The 15,801-nt window shown below is 67.2% G+C and carries 14 protein-coding genes; 5 read left to right on the forward strand and 9 right to left on the reverse strand.

The genetic code is table 11. The features are described from left to right. Positions 1–104: 104 nt before the first annotated feature. The 6 genes from KYT87_RS18515 to KYT87_RS18545 are packed head-to-tail and all read right to left on the reverse strand — an operon-like array spanning position 105 to position 7,310. Entirely contained in the window at positions 105–875 is a 771-nt protein-coding gene (locus KYT87_RS18515; RefSeq protein WP_046805440.1) for a spermidine synthase, read from the reverse strand. A 38-nt stretch (positions 876–913) separates the two neighbouring features. Further along, positions 914–1,960, reverse strand: a complete 1,047-nt coding sequence (locus tag KYT87_RS18520; protein WP_255593289.1) for an acyl-CoA dehydrogenase family protein — start codon at positions 1,958–1,960, stop codon at positions 914–916. A 41-nt stretch (positions 1,961–2,001) separates the two neighbouring features. Beyond that, entirely contained in the window at positions 2,002–3,369 is a 1,368-nt protein-coding gene (locus tag KYT87_RS18530) for an acyl-CoA dehydrogenase family protein (protein ID WP_255593290.1), read from the reverse strand. Positions 3,370–3,374: 5 nt separating this feature from the next. After that, complete coding sequence (locus tag KYT87_RS18535) at positions 3,375–4,358, reverse strand: tripartite tricarboxylate transporter substrate binding protein (protein WP_046805442.1); 984 nt, start codon at positions 4,356–4,358, stop codon at positions 3,375–3,377. Positions 4,359–4,404: 46 nt separating this feature from the next. After that, positions 4,405–6,510 (reverse strand): acetate--CoA ligase family protein, encoded by a 2,106-nt coding sequence (locus KYT87_RS18540; protein WP_219990552.1) that lies wholly within the window; start codon positions 6,508–6,510, stop codon positions 4,405–4,407. Continuing rightward, positions 6,507–7,310, reverse strand: coding sequence for an enoyl-CoA hydratase (locus KYT87_RS18545; protein WP_046805444.1), 804 nt, complete (start codon positions 7,308–7,310; stop codon positions 6,507–6,509). The genes KYT87_RS18540 and KYT87_RS18545 overlap by 4 nt, the downstream gene beginning before the upstream one ends. 121 nt (positions 7,311–7,431) lie before the next feature. On the opposite strand from KYT87_RS18545, the gene KYT87_RS18550 reads away from it, so the two are divergent. Next, entirely contained in the window at positions 7,432–8,205 is a 774-nt protein-coding gene (locus KYT87_RS18550) for an IclR family transcriptional regulator (protein ID WP_219990553.1), read from the forward strand. Positions 8,206–8,303: 98 nt separating this feature from the next. On the opposite strand, the gene bktB is transcribed toward KYT87_RS18550, so the two are convergent. Both bktB and KYT87_RS18560 read right to left on the reverse strand, forming a co-directional pair. Continuing rightward, positions 8,304–9,485 carry a beta-ketothiolase BktB gene (bktB, locus tag KYT87_RS18555; protein ID WP_046805446.1) on the reverse strand — a complete coding sequence of 394 codons (1,182 nt, stop codon included), beginning with the start codon at positions 9,483–9,485 and terminating at the stop codon, positions 8,304–8,306. Between the two features lie 40 nt (positions 9,486–9,525). Further along, on the reverse strand, positions 9,526–10,311 hold the full coding sequence (locus KYT87_RS18560) for a crotonase/enoyl-CoA hydratase family protein (protein ID WP_046805447.1): 786 nt from the start codon (positions 10,309–10,311) through the stop codon (positions 9,526–9,528). Positions 10,312–10,534: 223 nt separating this feature from the next. Between KYT87_RS18560 and KYT87_RS18565 the strand changes: the two genes are divergently transcribed. The 4 genes from KYT87_RS18565 (at position 10,535) to KYT87_RS18590 (ending at position 14,948) form a co-directional block, all read left to right on the forward strand. After that, on the forward strand, positions 10,535–11,683 hold the full coding sequence (locus KYT87_RS18565; protein ID WP_219990554.1) for an acyl-CoA dehydrogenase family protein: 1,149 nt from the start codon (positions 10,535–10,537) through the stop codon (positions 11,681–11,683). Positions 11,684–11,865: 182 nt separating this feature from the next. Continuing rightward, complete coding sequence (locus tag KYT87_RS29875) at positions 11,866–13,254, forward strand: acyl-CoA dehydrogenase family protein (RefSeq protein ID WP_255593291.1); 1,389 nt, start codon at positions 11,866–11,868, stop codon at positions 13,252–13,254. Between the two features lie 218 nt (positions 13,255–13,472). Further along, entirely contained in the window at positions 13,473–14,378 is a 906-nt protein-coding gene (locus KYT87_RS18585) for a LysR family transcriptional regulator (RefSeq protein WP_219990555.1), read from the forward strand. Between the two features lie 129 nt (positions 14,379–14,507). Next, entirely contained in the window at positions 14,508–14,948 is a 441-nt protein-coding gene (locus KYT87_RS18590; RefSeq protein ID WP_046804064.1) for a CBS domain-containing protein, read from the forward strand. 73 nt (positions 14,949–15,021) lie between these two features. On the opposite strand, the gene KYT87_RS18595 is transcribed toward KYT87_RS18590, so the two are convergent. Further along, entirely contained in the window at positions 15,022–15,786 is a 765-nt protein-coding gene (locus tag KYT87_RS18595; RefSeq protein WP_046804065.1) for a sulfite exporter TauE/SafE family protein, read from the reverse strand. Between the last annotated feature and the right edge of the window lie 15 nt (positions 15,787–15,801).

Genomic DNA, 15,801 nt, shown 5'->3' on the forward strand with positions numbered 1-15,801 from the left:
CGGCGCGGGCAGCGCCGTAATTCATAATTATGAACAAGCCCATGTTAAATCCCGACGCGGAAAAAGGTAAACCCCTGGAAAACCCCTTCCGCCCGTCGGCTGCTTCAGAAGTGCAGAACCCCGTCCACGGCGTGGCGCGTCAGCGATCGGGCCCAACGGCGGGCCGGCAGGCCGTATTTGGATTCCACGACTTCGGCCCGCGCCAGCAGATCGGCGGGCGTCACCGCCAGGCGCGGGCCGGAGAAGGCCAGCACGATCTGATTGCCGGCGTCCACCTCGGGCAGCAACACCACGCGGTCGTCGAAGGCTTTGGACAGGTTGTCGATGTTCTTGCCAAAGCTTTCGTGGCGGCCGAACAGGTTGACGGCCACCACGCCGACCTCGCCCAGCACGCGGCGGCAGTCGCGGTAGAACTTCACGCTGTCGCGCACGGGGCCTTCGGCCGAGGCGTCGTACAGGTCGACCATCAACACCGGGCAACGCCCGGCATTGGCGGGGTCGGCCACCCACTGGCCGGCGTCCGCGTGTTCGACCAGCAGCCGGTTCGAGCCCGGCAGGCGGAAGAACATATGGCAGGCGGCGGTTACGCGCGGGTTCCATTCCACGGCCAGCAGCGGGCTACGCGTGTGCTTGACGCAAAAGCGCGCCAGCGACCCCGCGCCCAGGCCCAACATGCCGATGGATTCTTCCTTGGGCGGTTCCAGGAACAGCAGCCAGGCCATCATCTGCGCGGTGTATTCCAGCACCAGTTCAGCCGGACGCTTGACGTGCATCGCACCCTGGACCCACGGGGTGTTGAAGTGCAGATAACGCACGCCATCCAGCTCGGACAGGGTCGGCTGGTCCAGTTCGGAGGGGAAGTTCGATTTATTCATGGCGGCGATTGTAGGTCGGACGCCGCGCCAACGGTGGCTCAAGGCAGATCAGCGTTTTCCTCGGCGGCGCCTTCCCAAATGCGCTCCAGCCACTGGGTGCAAGATGCGTCCGCATGCAGGCTTGCCGCCAAGCGCAACACCCGCTTCAGATACAAGTGCGCGTCGCATTCCCAGGTGATCCCCATGGCGCCATGCACCTGGATGGCGTTCTGGGCCGCGCGCCGGCCCGCTTCCACCGCCAGCAGCGGCACGTAAAGGCTGTCGCGTTCGGCCGAGGGCGCGTCGGCATCGTGCGTGGCGGCGGCCGCCCGACCGGCCAGACGCGCATCGTCCAGCGCCATCCAGTCGTCCGCCAAGCGGTGCTTGATGGCTTGGTTTGCGCCGATGGCGCGGTCAAACTGGCGCCGTTCGCGGGCATACGCCGCCGCCATGTCCAGCGCGGCACTTGCCGCGCCCAGCAGCTCGGCTGACCGCAGCAAGGTCAGCCGCGTCTTCAGGCGCCGCCACTGGCCGGCGTCCAACCGCACGTCCACGGTTTCCGCTACGTCAGGACTCGCCACGCTTGCGACGGGCATCGTCGGGTCCAGCCCTGCCCTGCCCGCCACGGGCGCGTGGCGTTCCAGCCGCAACACACCCGGCGCGGGGCAATGCACCGCCAAGCCGGACACCCCCTGGCCTGCGCCTTCCACAAACGCAGACCCGTCCGGGCGCAGCGTCACATCCGCGAAATATCGCTGGCCCTGCATCATCTGGCGCGCCCAGGTTGCCGCGGGCTCGGGCAAGCCCGCCTTGCACAGGGTTGGCAGCAGCACCATGTTTGCCACCAGCGGCAGGCTAAGCAGATGACGCCCTGCCGCTTCGGCCACCACCCAGGCGTCGGCCAGCCCCAGGCCCAGGCCGTCTTGTTCAGCGGGCGCCAGCAGTGCGGGCCAGCCTTGTTCGCACAGGTCTTGCCACAGCGCCAGCCGGTCGGCGGCCGGCTGCGTCGCGGCGGCGCGCGCCACGCGGGGCGGATGGCGATCCGCCAGAAAGCGCGCGGCCGATTCTTGCAGCATGCGCTGGTCTTCGTTCAAGGAAAAAGTCATGGTGTCGGCGTTGGTTCGAATCAGGCTTTGGGCTTTGGGCTTCAGGCTTTGGGCAATCCCAGCATCTGCTCGGCGATGATGTTGCGCTGGATCTCGGAGGTGCCGGCCAGGATGGTTTCGGCGCGTGACCACAAGTAGGCGTGCGTCAGCGTTGCCGCGTCCGCGTCGATATCGGCGTTGAAATCGGCTTCGATACAAGCGTTGCAATCGGGCCTGATGCCAGCTTCCCTATCGGCCGCAACACCGGCAGTACCGCGCACATCGATACCCGCATCGATACCCGCATTGCCGACCGCGCCCGCCTTGCCGGCTCCCTTGCCGTCGCCCGCGCCATGCCCCGCCCCTTCCAGGCACGCGCCTTCTCCCAGCATCTGCAAGGACAGCTCCAGCAAGCGCTGGTGCGCCTCGCTCCAGTGAATCTTGGTGGACGACCCTTCCGGCCCGGGCGGATCACCACGCATGGCGCCTTCCAGCGCGCGCCGCGACTTCAACGCCAGCACGTGGCTGTCGGCCGCCAGCCGCGCCCAACGGTGGCGCACGTCGGCCGACGAAGCCGGCGTGTGCCCGTACGCGTCGGGCCGCAGCGCCAGCCGCCGCACCGCTTGCAGCTCTTGCGCAAACCGCACCAGACGCGGAATGAAGTAAGTGCCGCGTTCGAAACTGGCGGCGGCCATCGCCACCTTCCAACCCTGGTTCTCGGCGCCCAGCAACAGGTCTTGCGGCACGAATACATCTTCGAAAAACACTTCGCAGAATTCCGCGTCGCCCGTGATCTGGCGGATCGGTTCGACCCGGACGCCCGTGCTGCGCATGTCCACCAACAGAAAGCTCAGGCCCTTGTGCTTGGGCACGTCGGCATCGGTGCGCGCCAGCACGAAGCACCACTGGGCGCGGTCGGCGAACGACGTCCAGATCTTGTGCCCATTGAGTCGATACCCGCCCGCCACCGGCTCGGCGCGCGTGCGGACCGAGGCCAGGTCCGACCCGGCGCCGGGTTCCGAATAGCCCTGGCACCAGACGTCGCGGTTGGACAATATGCCCGGCAAAAAACGGCGCTTTTGTGCGTCCGTGCCAAAGTGCAGCAACGTAGGCGCCAGGATGCCGTGGCCGATCAGGTTCACGCCCAACGGCGCGCCGCAACGCGCATGCTCTTCATGGAATACGGCCTGGCGCGATAGCGGCAAGCCGTGCCCGCCATATTCGCTGGGCCAACCCAGGCCGGACCAGCCGTGGCCGCACAAGGTGTCTTCCCAGGCCCGGCGAAAGTCCAGGTCACGGGGGCACGCGCCGCCGGGCCAGCCGCGCACAAAGCCGGCATAGGTCTCGGCCAGCCATGCGCGCAACCGCGGGCGAAAGGCGTCGTCGTCCAGAGCCAGGATGCGAGCGGCCACGTTGTCCTGTCGATCCATACCGCTTACTCCAATCGGATATTCGAATCGCGCGCGACCTTGGCCCAGGTCGACACGTCTTGCCGGATGAACGCCGCGAATGCTTTGGGGTCGCTGCCGATGATGTCCAGCCCCAGCCCCACGAACTGCGCTTTCACGTCGGGCTGTTGCAGGATCTGCGCCAGATTCGTATAGAGCTTGTCGACGACCGCCTGCGGCGTGTTCGCCGGCGCCACCAGTCCCAGCCACGGCATGGCCGAATAGCCCGGCAGGCCGGAAGCCGCCACTGTCGGCAGGTCGGGCACCGAGGCCGAGGGCTTCGTGGTCGTCACCGCCAGCGCGCGCAGCTTGCCGTCCTTGACGAACGGGCCGGACGAGGCCCAGGCGTCGAACATCACCTGGATACGCCCGGCCACCAGATCGTTCAGCGCCGGCGCGCTGCCCTTGTACGGAATATGCGCCATCTGCACGCCCGCCATGCTGTTGAACAGTTCGGCTTCCAGGTGCGTGGAACTGCCCGCGCCCACCGAGCCGTAGCTGACCTTGCCGGGGTTGGCCTTCAGATACGCAATCAGTTCGCCCACGTTCTTGGCCGGAATCGACGGGTGCACCTCAAGCACGTGCACCACCGAGGCCACCTGGCTGACGGGCGTGAAGTCCTTGATGGGGTCGTAGTTGACCTTGGCGTACGTGCTGGGCGCGATGCCCAGCGATGACGCGGCCATCAGCAGCGTGTAGCCGTCGGGCGCCGCGCGCGCCACGTAGTCGGACGCAATCATCGTGCCGCCGCCCGGCTTGTTCTCTACGATCACGGTCTGGCCCAGCTTGGCGGTCAGCCGTTCGGCCAGCAAGCGGCTCATGATGTCGGCCGCGCCACCCGGCGAGAACGGCACCACGATGCGCACGGGCCGGCTGGGATACGCGTCCTGCGCCAGCGCGGGGGTGGCCGCGCCGGCCACGGCGAAGGCCATGCCGGCCAACAGCCCTTTGATTGCCTGTCTCTTCTTCATGCTTGTCTCCTCCTGGGGAATGCGTTGCGCGCATGGCGCGGTGGCACTACGGGGTTGCGGGCAGGATCAACGCGTCCAGTACGGCAACGCCTTGTCCCGCCTCTTTGATCAGCAAGGGATTGACTTCGATTTCGGCCACCTGCGCGGGCGCGGCCAACAGCGCGTTGCCCACGGCGACAATCGCCCGGCAGGCCGCCGCCACGTCCGCACGCGGCTTGCCCCGGTAGCCGTCCAGCAAGGGGTACGCCTTCAGTTCTTGCAGCATCCGCATGGCGATGGCCTCGTCCACGGGCAGCAGGCGGTGGCTGGTGTCTTGATAGATCTCGGTCAGCACGCCGCCCAGCCCCACCGTCAGCACGGGGCCAAAGACGGGGTCGCGCGTGGCGCCCACGATCAGCTCCGCCACCCCGCGTTCCATCTTCTGCACCATCACGCCATCGACGCGCGCGTCGGGTTGCGCGGCCGACGCTGCGTGCAGCACGCGGTCGAACGCAGCGCGGACGGCGGCGTCGTCGGCCAGCCCTAGCGCTACGCCGCCGGCCTCGGTCTTGTGCGCGATGTCGGCGCTAAGTATTTTCAGCGCCACGGGATAGCCTGCCTGGCGCGCGTGGGCCACCGCGTCATCCGCCGTGCGCGCCACCCTGGCAAGCGCTTGCGGCAGCCCGAAGGCGGCGACGTAGGCGCGTGCGTCCACTTCGTTGCAGGGCAGCGCCGGCACGGGCGGGGCGTTGACGTTGATGGGTTGGTCGGTGGGGTTGTCGATGGCCGCCATCCGCCGCGTGCCGCGTGCCTCGCACCACAACAGATACGGCGCCAGCGCGGACACGGCTAGTCCCAGGTCTTCAAACACCGCGACCTCGGCCTCGCGCAAGGCGGCGCGGCTTTGCGCCAGGCCGGTGTCGATGGCGACGAACAAGCGCTGATGCTGGCGCGATGCCTCGGCCAGCGCGTCGGCCATGCGGTCCAGCATGTAGCCGGGCGCGTAGACCACCACGGCGTCGATGGCGTCGGTGGTGGCCAGGGCTTGCAACACCGTGCGCACAAACGCCGGATCGTTGACGACGTTGCCGGTCACGTCCACCGGATTGCCAACCATGCCGTAGTCCGGAATGCCGCCGCGCAGCACGGTTTGCAGGTCGTCGGGCAGATCCGGCAGTTCCAGCCCCGCGCCGATGAACTTGTCGGCCAGGATGGCGCCCAGCGCCCCCGACATCGTCAGCACCGCCACGCGCTTGCCGGCGCTGCGATGGCGCAGCGTGGCCAGGCTGGCCAGATGCGCCATCTGTGCAAAGTCGGTGGCTTCGATGACGTTCAATTGGCGAAACGCCGCCGCGTAAACGCGCTTGTCGCCCGCCAGCGCCGACGTGTGCGAACGCACCGCCGCCGCGCCTTTATCGGTGTTGCCGGCCTTCAGCGCAATCAACAACTTGCCCTGGCGCTCCAGCGCCTGGCAGGCCCGCACGAAGCGTTCGCCATCGCGCAGTTGTTCGATGTAGCCCAGCACAATCTCGGTGTGCGCGTCTGCCGCCAGATATTCCAGGTACTGCGAAAAATCCAGGCAGGCCTCGTTGCCGGTATTGATGAAGTGCGAAAACGGCAGGTCAAGCCGACGCGCGATGGCGTACACCGCCGCGCACACATTGCCGCTTTGCGTCAGCAGGCTGACCACGCCCGGCTGCGTTTGCGCGGGCGCCGTCTTGAATACCGAGGCAAAGGCGGTGTGCGCCTGCGTGTTCAAGTTGGCAAACCCCATGCAGTTCGGGCCCGCCACGGCCATGCCGCTTTGCGCCACGAACGCTTCCAGCTCGGCTTGCAGGCGCGCGCCCTCGCCGCCCGCCTCCGCAAAACCCGCCGCATACACGATGGCCGCGCGCACGCCCCGGGCGTGGCAACGGCGCAGCATGGGCGTGACCTCGGCGGCGGCAATCGCCAGCACGGCCAGGTCCACGGGTTCGGGCACGGCTTCAATGTCGGGCCAGCAACGTAAGCCGAACACTTCCTGGTACTTCGGGTTGACGGGGTAGATGCCGCCCGCGTAGCCAAAGCGCGTCAGCAGTTCCAGCGGCATGCCGCCAATGCGGCCGGCGTTGGCGCTGGCGCCGATCATGGCAATCGAACGCGGGTCCAGCAGGCAGTCCAGCGCGGGCCTCATGCCGTTTCGCCCTTCTTGTTGCGCTGAATGGCCTGGGCCAGGCCGCGTTCGCGCACGGCCTGGAATTCTTCACTAAGGTGCGACAGCTGGTGCGTGTCGAAATGCGCCGACAAGGCCGTGCGAAAGCCCTGCGCATCGGCCGTGCGGTTCAACGAGCGCTTGATCAGCCGCAGCCCGAAGGGCGGCGCCTGGGCAATGCGCCGTGCCAGCGTCAGCGTGGCTTCGTCCAGCTCGGACTCGGGCACCACGCGGTTCACCATGCCGATACGCAGCGCCTCGGCCGCGTCGACCTTTTCGCCGGTGTAGAGCATTTCCTTGGCTTTGCGCAGGCCCATCACCCAGGGGTGGATCAGCACTTCGGTGGCGGCGGCGGCCAGCGTGTGGCCGACGGGGTCCGAAAAGTACGCGGTGTCGGCGCATACGACCAGGTCGCACATGTTGGCGATCATGAAGCCCCCCGCCACGCACGCGCCCTGCACCTGCGCGATGGTGGGTTTCGGGAAATCCCAGATGCGCAGGCAATAGCCGTAGTAGCGGCGCGACTCGTATTCCCAGCGTTCTTCCACGGTGAAGTCGGCGCGCTTGGCTTGCGCTTCTTTCAGGTCGTGCCCCGCCGAAAAATGCGCGCCGCGTCCGGCCAGCACCACGACGCGCACGGCGTCGTCTTGTTCGGCCCGGGTCAGGGCGTCGTCCAGTTCATCCAGCATTTGCTGGCTTTGGGCATTGCGCGCCGATTCGCGCGCCAGGCTGATGCGGCAGATCGAGTCGTGGTGCTCGACGGCCAGGGTGGCGTATTCCATAGTCTCCTCGTCTTTTGCAACGCCCGCGCTTGTGGATGGCACGGGTCGATGGGTCGATTCGATTGAATTAACGCACCTGGAATCCTAGAATACAAAATATTCGACCACTTTTTCCCACAATATGAACAACACGATGGCTACCGGCGGCACCCAAAGCATGCGGCGCGCGCTGGGCCTGCTACGCGTGCTGGCCCAGCATCAGGAAGACGGCATCGACCTGCAAGGCGTGATGAGCGCGACGGGGCTGGAACGGTCCACCGCCCACCGCCTGTTGAGCTGCCTGCTGGAAGAGCAATTCGCCGAACGCGACGCACGCACGCGGCGTTATCGGCTGGGCGTGGATTCCATGCAGCTGGGTTTCGCGGCGTTGCGACGCACGCCCTTGCTGGATGCGCTGCGCCCTTTCGCGCAGAAGCTGGCCCGATTGTCGGGCGACACCGTGTTCCTGGTGATCCGCCAGGGGGATTACGCCCTGTGCCTGCTGCGCGAGGCGGGCTCGTTTCCGGTCAAGGTGTTCACCATCGACCAGGGCGAACGGCGGCTGCTGGGCGTGGGCGCGGGCGGGCTGGCGTTGATGGCGAGTTTGCCGGACGAAGAAATCGCGGCGCTGTATGCGCGGCACGCGGCCAGCTACGCGCAGATTGGCGTCTCAAGCGCGGCGTTGATGAAGGCCGTCAAGCAGACGCGCGCGACGGGGCATTCTGAAATCGTGGATACGATCACGCCGGGCGTCTCGGGCGTGGGCGTCGCGTTTCCGGTATCGGAGTTGACGTGGGTAGCGTTCAGCTTCGGCGCCATCAGCAGCCGGCTGGATGCGCCGCGCCGCGCCAAGATGGGCGAGCTGCTGCGGGCCGAGTGCCAGGCCTGGGCGGCGGGCTATCTGGGCCAGGCATGAAGGAAAAGCGCCCCGCGGGGAGGCGGGGCACTGGGCTGCGTCATTCAGCTGCGTAGTTCGGCTGCTTCCAAAGCCGCAGCCAAACCGGCATCAAACCCTTAAATGCGTTCGAAGATCGCGGCAATGCCTTGGCCGCCACCGATGCACATCGTCACCAGCGCATAGCGGCCGCCCACGCGTTGCAGTTCGTGCAGCGCCTTGACGGTGATGATCGCGCCCGTCGCCCCGATGGGGTGGCCCAGGCCGATGCCGCTGCCGTTGGGGTTGACCTTGGCGGGGTCCAGCTTCAATTCACGCGCCACGGCGCACGCCTGGGCAGCAAACGCTTCGTTGGCTTCGATGACGTCCAACTGGTCCACCGTCAGACCGGCGCGCTTCAAGGCGGCCTGCGTGGCGGGCACCGGGCCGATGCCCATGATGTTGGGGTCGACGCCCGCGTGCGCGTAGGCCACCAGGCGCGCCAGCGGCTTGATGCCGCGCTTGGCGGCTACCGAGGCGTTCATCAGCACCACGGCGCCCGCGCCGTCATTCAGGCCCGACGCATTGCCCGCCGTGACCGTGCCGTTCTCTTTCTGAAACACCGGCTTGAGCCCCGCCATGGTGTCGGCGGTGACGTCGCGGCGCACGTGTTCGTCGGTGTCGAACACGACTTCGCCCTTGCGGGTCTTTTGCACCACCGGCACGATCTGGTCGCGGAAGTAGCCAGCGTCAATGGCGGCGGCGGCGCGGCGATGCGATTCGGCGGCCAGCGCGTCCTGGTCCTGGCGGCTGATGTTGAATTTGGCCGCCACGTTTTCGGCCGTGACGCCCATGTGCATGCGGCCGAAGGGGTCGGACAAGGCGCCGGTCATCATGTCCAGCATGACGCTGTCGCCCATGCGCGCGCCCCAGCGTTGCGAGGGCACGATGTATGGGGCGCGGCTCATGCTTTCGGCGCCCGCGCCGATGGCGATATCGGCATCGCCCAGCATGATGGTCTGCGCGGCCGACACGATGGCCTGCAAGCCCGAACCGCACAGGCGGTTGACGTTGAAGGCAGGGGTTTCCTTGGCGATGCCGGCGTTCATGGCCGCCACGCGCGACAGGTACATGTCGCGGGGTTCGGTGTTGATGACATGGCCCACCGCAACGTGGCCGACTTCGTCGCCCTTGACGGCGGCGCGTTCCAGCGCGGCCCGGATAACCGTGGCGCCCAGGTCGCAGGGCGGCACGTCTTTCAGCGCGCCGCCAAAATCGCCGATGGCGGTGCGCACGGCGGATGCGACGATAACTTCATTCATGGTGTTTCCTCCTTGTGATGTTTTCCATCATAACGCCGGCCTAGCGCCGCCGCGCCGCCAGGAATTGGGCGACGGCGTCCGCGTGCGCGTCGGTCTTGTGGGCCAGCGCCTGGTACGCCGCCGACAGTTCCAGCAAGGCGTCCAGGCGCGCATGCTGGCTTTCGCGCAAGAGGCGCTTGGTCAGCCGCACGGCCTGCGGGGAATTGGCCGCCATGCGTCCGGCCAGCGCGCGCGCTGCCGGCAGCAGTTCCTGGCCCGGCACCACGCGCGACACCAGGCCCCATTCCAGCGCCGTGGCCGCGCCGATGGCGTCGCCGGTAAACGACATTTCGGCGGCACGCGCCATGCCGATCAAGCGCGGCAAAAACCACGCGCCACCGTCGCCGGGAATGATGCCCAGCTTGACGAAGCTCTCGGCAAAAGTGGCCGACTCCGCCGCGATGCGCACGTCGCACATGCAGGCCAGGTCGCAACCCGCGCCGATGGCCGGGCCGTTGACGGCGGCAATGGTGGGCACTTCAAGCGCGTGCAGGGCCAAGGGCAATCGTTGGATGCCGTGCCGATATTCCTGGCGCAGCGCGGCCGGGCTCACGTCCGGCCCGATCTGGCGCTGCATTTCGTGAATGTTGCCGCCTGATGAAAACACCTTGCCTGTCGCGGTCAGGATCAGCACGCGCACGTCGGGGTCGTGCTCGATACGCGCGAAGATGGCCAGCATCTGGTCCACGATATCGCTGCCGGTCAGCGCGTTGCGCGTAGCGGGGTCATCCAGCGTCAGCGTCGCCACGCCGTCCGCGTCCAATTCAAAATGCACGAGTTCCGTCATGTTTTCCCTTTCCCGATTACAGGTTTTGGATCGCCGCCGCGCACGCCGGCAAGAATGTCCAGCGTAGGCGCGTGGCCGGGCAGCGTCCAATATTAGTTTTTGCACCGGCGATACGAATCCGGTATCGAAAAGCCCAAAAATAATATTGGACGGCGGTGGCGACGCTGCCGGATAGTGGCCTGACGTGCCCGCCATCCAGGCGGCGTCGCAACGGAACCGGACCATGATCGAACCGCTGGACCTGACCCCCATCCCCGCCCCCGACGAAGCGCTGCGCGCGGATATCCGCGCCTTTCTGACGGACACGCTGGACGGGTTGGAGCCGGATGAACGCGCACGGTCCTGGATGGGGTTTGACGCGGGCTTCAGCCGCCAGCTTGCCGAGCGCGGCTGGCTGGGCCTGACGTTGCCGCGCGAATTCGGGGGGGCCGACCGAGGCCATTTCGCGCGTTTCGTGCTGTCCGAGGAATTGCTGGGCGCGGGCGCGCCGGTATCGGCGCACTGGATCGCCGACCGCCAAAGCGCCCCCTTGATCTTGAAGGTGGGTACCCCCGCCCAAAAGGCGTTTTACCTGCCGCGCATCTGCCGCGCCGAGGCGTTCTTTTGCATCGGCATGAGCGAACCGGGATCAGGCTCGGACCTGGCCAGCATCCGCACGCGGGCAGAGCCGATGCCTGGCGGTTGGCGCTTGAACGGCAGCAAGATCTGGACCACCAACGCGCACCGCTCGCACTACATGATTGCGCTGGTGCGCACGTCGGGATCCCCGCAGGACCGGCACCAGGGCCTGTCGCAGCTGATCGTGGACCTGTCGCTACCCGGCGTGTCGGTGCGGCAGATTCAAGACTTGACCGGCGATGCGCATTTCTCGGAAGTGTTCTACGACAACGTGGAATTGCCGGACGATGCGTTGATCGGTGAAGAAGGCGCGGGCTGGGCGCAGGTCAACGCCGAATTGGCGTTCGAGCGCAGCGGCCCGGAACGGTTGTATTCCAGCGTTGCGCTGCTTGAATGCTGGTTAACGCACTGCCGCGCCTTGTCGGGCGACGCCGTGGACCGCGCGACCTTGGGCGCCATCTTGTCGCAGATGGCGGTGTTGCGGGCGATGTCGCTGGCGGTGGCGGGCAAGCTGGCCGCGGGCGGCAGCCCGGCCACCGAAGCGGCGCTGGTGAAGGACTTGGGCACGGAACTGGAGCAGCAAATTCCCCGCCTGATCGGCGACGCGCTGGGCCGTCACCCCAACCTGCCGCCCCCATTGCCCCTGCTGCGCACGCTGACGTACCTGGAACAGGTTGCGCCCACGTTCTCGCTGCGCGGCGGCACCCGTGAAATTCTGCGCGGCATCATCGCGCGCGGGCTGGGGCTGCGGTAAGGCGCGGGGTGATGTCACGGGGCTGATGTCAGGCCGGTGATATCAGGCCGCTGATGTCAGGCCGATGATGTCAGGCCGATGATGTCAGGCCGGTGATGTCACTGGGCTGATATCAGGCCGCTGATGTCATACAGGGCGATCTGCGGCGTGTTAACTGAATACGGACGGACATGGGCTACATCATGAACAACGCTGGCGACACGCTTTCCGATAACCTGCTGGGCGACGCGGCCGAACGCCTGTTCGCCCAAACCTGCACGCCCGCGCTGCTGCGCGCCGCCGAGCAGGGGCAGCCCATTGATGCCGCGTGGCGGGCGTGCGAGGACGCGGGATTCGCCGATGCGCTGGTGCCCGAGTCGCTGGGCGGCGCCGGGCTGCCGTTGGCGGCGGCACTGCCGGTGGTGCTGGCGGCAGGCCGTCACCTGTGCCCCTACCCCATCGCACATACCATGCTGGCGCGCGGCTGGCTGGCGGCCCACGGACATGCGTGCCCCGCGGGGCCGATCGCGCTGGCCCCGCACGGGCTGTCCGTGGCCGACCACCGCATCGCCGGCACGAACGTGCCCTGGATACGCGTGGCCAGCCACGTGCTGGCGCAGATCGATGGACAAGCGTGGTTGTTGCCCGTGCAAGCCGCCGATGTGCAGAGCAACGGCATACATGGCTCGCTGGACGGCGAGGCGTCATGGGCGTTGGCCGACGCGCAATGCCTGGGCCCTATCCGCGCAAGCGATGAACAGAACGGGCGGGAGGGGCGGGAGGGCCGGCTGGGGCGGAACGGGCACGACGGGCGGGACGGACAGGACGGACTGGACGGACAGGACGGGCGGCATGGGCAGGACGGGCGAGACGGGCACAACGGGCAGCGCGCGGCCGATACGCCGGATGCCCTGGCCCTGCTGGCCGCCACGGCCTACGCGGGCCTGATGGCCGGCGCAATGGAGCGCGTGTTGGCGATGACCCTGGACTACGCCAACACCCGGGCTCAATTCGGCAAGTCCATCGGCCGCTTCCAGGCGGTGCAGCAGCAGATCAGCGTGATGGCCGAAGAGGTGTGGGCAGCGAACATGGCCGCGCAGCTGGCGTTTCAAAGCCAGGTCACGCAGCCCGGCAATTTGCGCCGAGTGATGGCCGGTGCGCTGCCCAATGCGATGCCGGGTGCGACGCCCGGTGCGATCCCCAGCGCGATGCCGGGAGCGATGCCCGGTGCAATGCCCGGTGCAATGCCCGGTGCAATGCCCAGCGCGATGCCCAGCGCGACGCCCGGTGCGACGCCCGGTGCGATGCCCGGTGTGATGCCCAGCGTGATGCCCGGTGCGATGCAAGCTGCCGTCGGCAAAGCGCGAACCAGCCAGGCGGCGCCGCGGGTGGCCGACATCGCCCACGCGGTGCATGGCGCCATCGGCGTCACCGCCGAATTCGACTTGCAGCTTTACACGCGCCGCCTGCGCGACTGGCGGTTGGCGGCAGGGTCGGAATCCTTCTGGCATGCACACATCGGCGCCCATGCGTTGCAAGGCGAAGACAGTGCACTGGACTTCATCCGCCGCGTGGCGCAGGGTCAAGCCTGACGCGGCGATACCGCAAGGGATAGCCCGGATGCCGGCGGCGATCCACCGCACGGCACACCGCGCGATACCAAGCCCCACACACCACATCACACACATCACACACATCGCTATACGCAGCACCGCACACATTCGCGACACACTGCACCACACACCACATCACACACATCGCGACACACTGCACGTATCATCGAAAGCCCATGCCGCCCTGGACCCCTTCCATGGACTTTCGCCACTTGCAGCAATTTCTGGTGCTTGCCGACACGCTGAACTTTCACCGCGCGGCCGAAAAGCTGCATATGTCGCAACCGCCGCTGTCGGTGTCGATCCGCAAGCTGGAAGAGATGGTGGGTGTGCCGCTGTTCGTGCGTGGCCGGCAAGGCGTGCAGCTGACCGAGGCCGGGCTGGCGGCGCTGGACGAAGCGCGCCGCGCGCTGTTTCATGCCGAGCAATTCCGGCTGGCTGCCCGTGCCGGGGCTGTCGGTGAAGGCGGCACCGTCCGTATCGGTTTCGTCGGATCCGCCACGCACGCCATCTTGCCGCGCGTGCTGCCCTTGTTTCGCCAACGCTATCCGGGCGTGACAGTGGTGCTGCGCGAAGCCACCTCGATACGCATCATGCAGGACCTGGCCGAGGACGCGCTGGAAGTGGGCATCGTGCGTGTGCCGGTGGCCATGGGCTCGCGCGTGCGGCTGGCGCCGCTGACCACCGAAAATTTCGTGCTGGCCGTGCACAACAGCCATCCGCTGGCCCGCCGCGGCCGCATCCGGCTGGCCGACCTGGCCGACGAACCCTTCATCATGTACACCGCCACCGAGGCGGCCGGCCTGCGCATGGCCGCCATCAACGCCTGCCAGCTGCGCGGCTTCACGCCCCGCATCGCGCAGGAAGCCGTGCAGGTGCAAACCCTGTTGAGCCTGGTGGAAAGCGGCTTGGGCGTGGCGCTGGTGCCGGCCGGCGCCCGCCGTCACCCCAGCCCCAATGTGATCACCAAAACGCTGGCCGATTTTCCGGCGGACGCGTCGATCGGGATTTCGCTGGCATGGAACCCGGGGGCCGAACGCAGCGCCGCGCGCAACCTGCGCGAAATGGCCGCCCACGCCTTCCGGCCCAAGGCGGCCAAATAGGCCCCGCTTGCGGCAAGGTGGCCAGCAGGCTTAGGATGGAGCATGACCGCGCCGCGGCGCCCTGGCCGTTATCCAAGGGCGCGACGCGCGGTTGGCGTTTGAACCTTGTCAGCGATCCGGGAGCACATCGTGAAAACAGTGGCTGAGATTCTCAGGGAAAAGTCGAACAATGCCGTCGTGACGGTTTCACCGGATTCCTCGGTGTTCGACGCCATCAAGACCATGGCCGAACGCAGCATCGGCGCAGTGGTGGTCGTGCAAGGGGATACGGTGCTGGGCATGCTGTCCGAGCGCGACTACGCCCGCAAAGTCGTCCTGCAAGACCGCTCGTCGCGCAGCACCAAAGTGCGCGACATCATGACCGACTCGGTGTATTACGTGGGCCCGGGCGACACGCGTGAGCACTGTATGGCCATGATGACCGAACGGCATTTCCGCCATCTTCCGGTCATCGACAACGAAAAGCTCATCGGCCTGCTGTCCATCGGCGATCTGGTCAAGGACATCATGAGCGAACAGAAATTCATCATCCACGAGCTGGAACGCTACATCAGCGGCGGCCACGCGTAATCAGCGGCGGCCAAGCCCCGTCAGCGGCAGCACGCGCAAGTGCCGCGCGCCGTTGTCCCATCGCCCCTGGCGGCTACCCGGCCGCCAGTATCCGCGCCGCCGGCACGATCAGGCCCATGCCGGCCGCCAGCAGCAGCACGAACACCATCCGCTTCACGGTCTTCATGGAGCCCGCCGTGCTGTAGCGCCGCGCCACCCACGTCACCCCGATCACCACGGGCAGCGCCTGCACGCTAAGCCAGAATGACGACGCCATGAAGTGGCCCTGCCCCGTCACCAGCGCCAGCCGCACCACGGCATTGAGCGAGAACAGCACCAGCAGGCTGTTGCGGATGGACGCCAGCGGCAAGGGCTGGCGATACAGGTGATACACCATCGGCGGGCCGGCGCTGGAAAACAGGCCGCCCAACACGCCCGATATGCCCCCGAAGAACAAAAAGGACGCCTTGGACGACAAGCGTTCCAATGGCTTAGCGCGTGCCACCAGCAGCACCGCGCAGGCCAGGATGGTGATGCCCAGCAACAGTTGCAGCAGGACCGTCATGGATCCGCTGATCCACGTCAGCGCGGCCACACCCACGGCAACGCCCACCAGGCTGGCGACCATGGCCGGGCGCATCAGCGACCAATTCACTTGCGGCTTGGCGCGCGCCAGCGTGACGGCGGCGTTCACCAGCGACAGCACGCTGACCACGTTGGCCACTTCGGCCACCGAGGCCAGCTGAAATACGCCGGACAGACCCAGTAGCACCAGCCCGAACGCGAAGCCGGTCATGGTCTGGGCATAGGTGGCCAGCGCCACGCAGGCCAGAAACAGCAGGTGATGGGAAATGCTCATGCGTGGGGCCGGGTT

Origin of the sequence: Achromobacter sp. ES-001 (genome assembly GCF_019448355.1) — a bacterium.
GTDB classification, from domain to species: Bacteria; Pseudomonadota; Gammaproteobacteria; order Burkholderiales; family Burkholderiaceae_B; genus Achromobacter; species Achromobacter spanius_B.

Coding starts and splice junctions, on each gene's coding strand:
- KYT87_RS18565 (WP_219990554.1), top strand. CDS start 10,535: ATGATCGAACCGCTGGACCTGACCCCCATCCCCGCCCCCGACGAAGCG.
- KYT87_RS18595 (WP_046804065.1), bottom strand. CDS start 15,786: ATGAGCATTTCCCATCACCTGCTGTTTCTGGCCTGCGTGGCGCTGGCC.
- KYT87_RS18515 (WP_046805440.1), bottom strand. CDS start 875: ATGAATAAATCGAACTTCCCCTCCGAACTGGACCAGCCGACCCTGTCC.
- KYT87_RS18560 (WP_046805447.1), bottom strand. CDS start 10,311: ATGACGGAACTCGTGCATTTTGAATTGGACGCGGACGGCGTGGCGACG.
- KYT87_RS18520 (WP_255593289.1), bottom strand. CDS start 1,960: ATGACTTTTTCCTTGAACGAAGACCAGCGCATGCTGCAAGAATCGGCC.
- KYT87_RS29875 (WP_255593291.1), top strand. CDS start 11,866: ATGAACAACGCTGGCGACACGCTTTCCGATAACCTGCTGGGCGACGCG.
- KYT87_RS18550 (WP_219990553.1), top strand. CDS start 7,432: ATGAACAACACGATGGCTACCGGCGGCACCCAAAGCATGCGGCGCGCG.
- KYT87_RS18585 (WP_219990555.1), top strand. CDS start 13,473: ATGGACTTTCGCCACTTGCAGCAATTTCTGGTGCTTGCCGACACGCTG.
- KYT87_RS18530 (WP_255593290.1), bottom strand. CDS start 3,369: ATGGATCGACAGGACAACGTGGCCGCTCGCATCCTGGCTCTGGACGAC.
- KYT87_RS18540 (WP_219990552.1), bottom strand. CDS start 6,510: ATGAGGCCCGCGCTGGACTGCCTGCTGGACCCGCGTTCGATTGCCATG.
- KYT87_RS18535 (WP_046805442.1), bottom strand. CDS start 4,358: ATGAAGAAGAGACAGGCAATCAAAGGGCTGTTGGCCGGCATGGCCTTC.
- bktB (WP_046805446.1), bottom strand. CDS start 9,485: ATGAATGAAGTTATCGTCGCATCCGCCGTGCGCACCGCCATCGGCGAT.
- KYT87_RS18545 (WP_046805444.1), bottom strand. CDS start 7,310: ATGGAATACGCCACCCTGGCCGTCGAGCACCACGACTCGATCTGCCGC.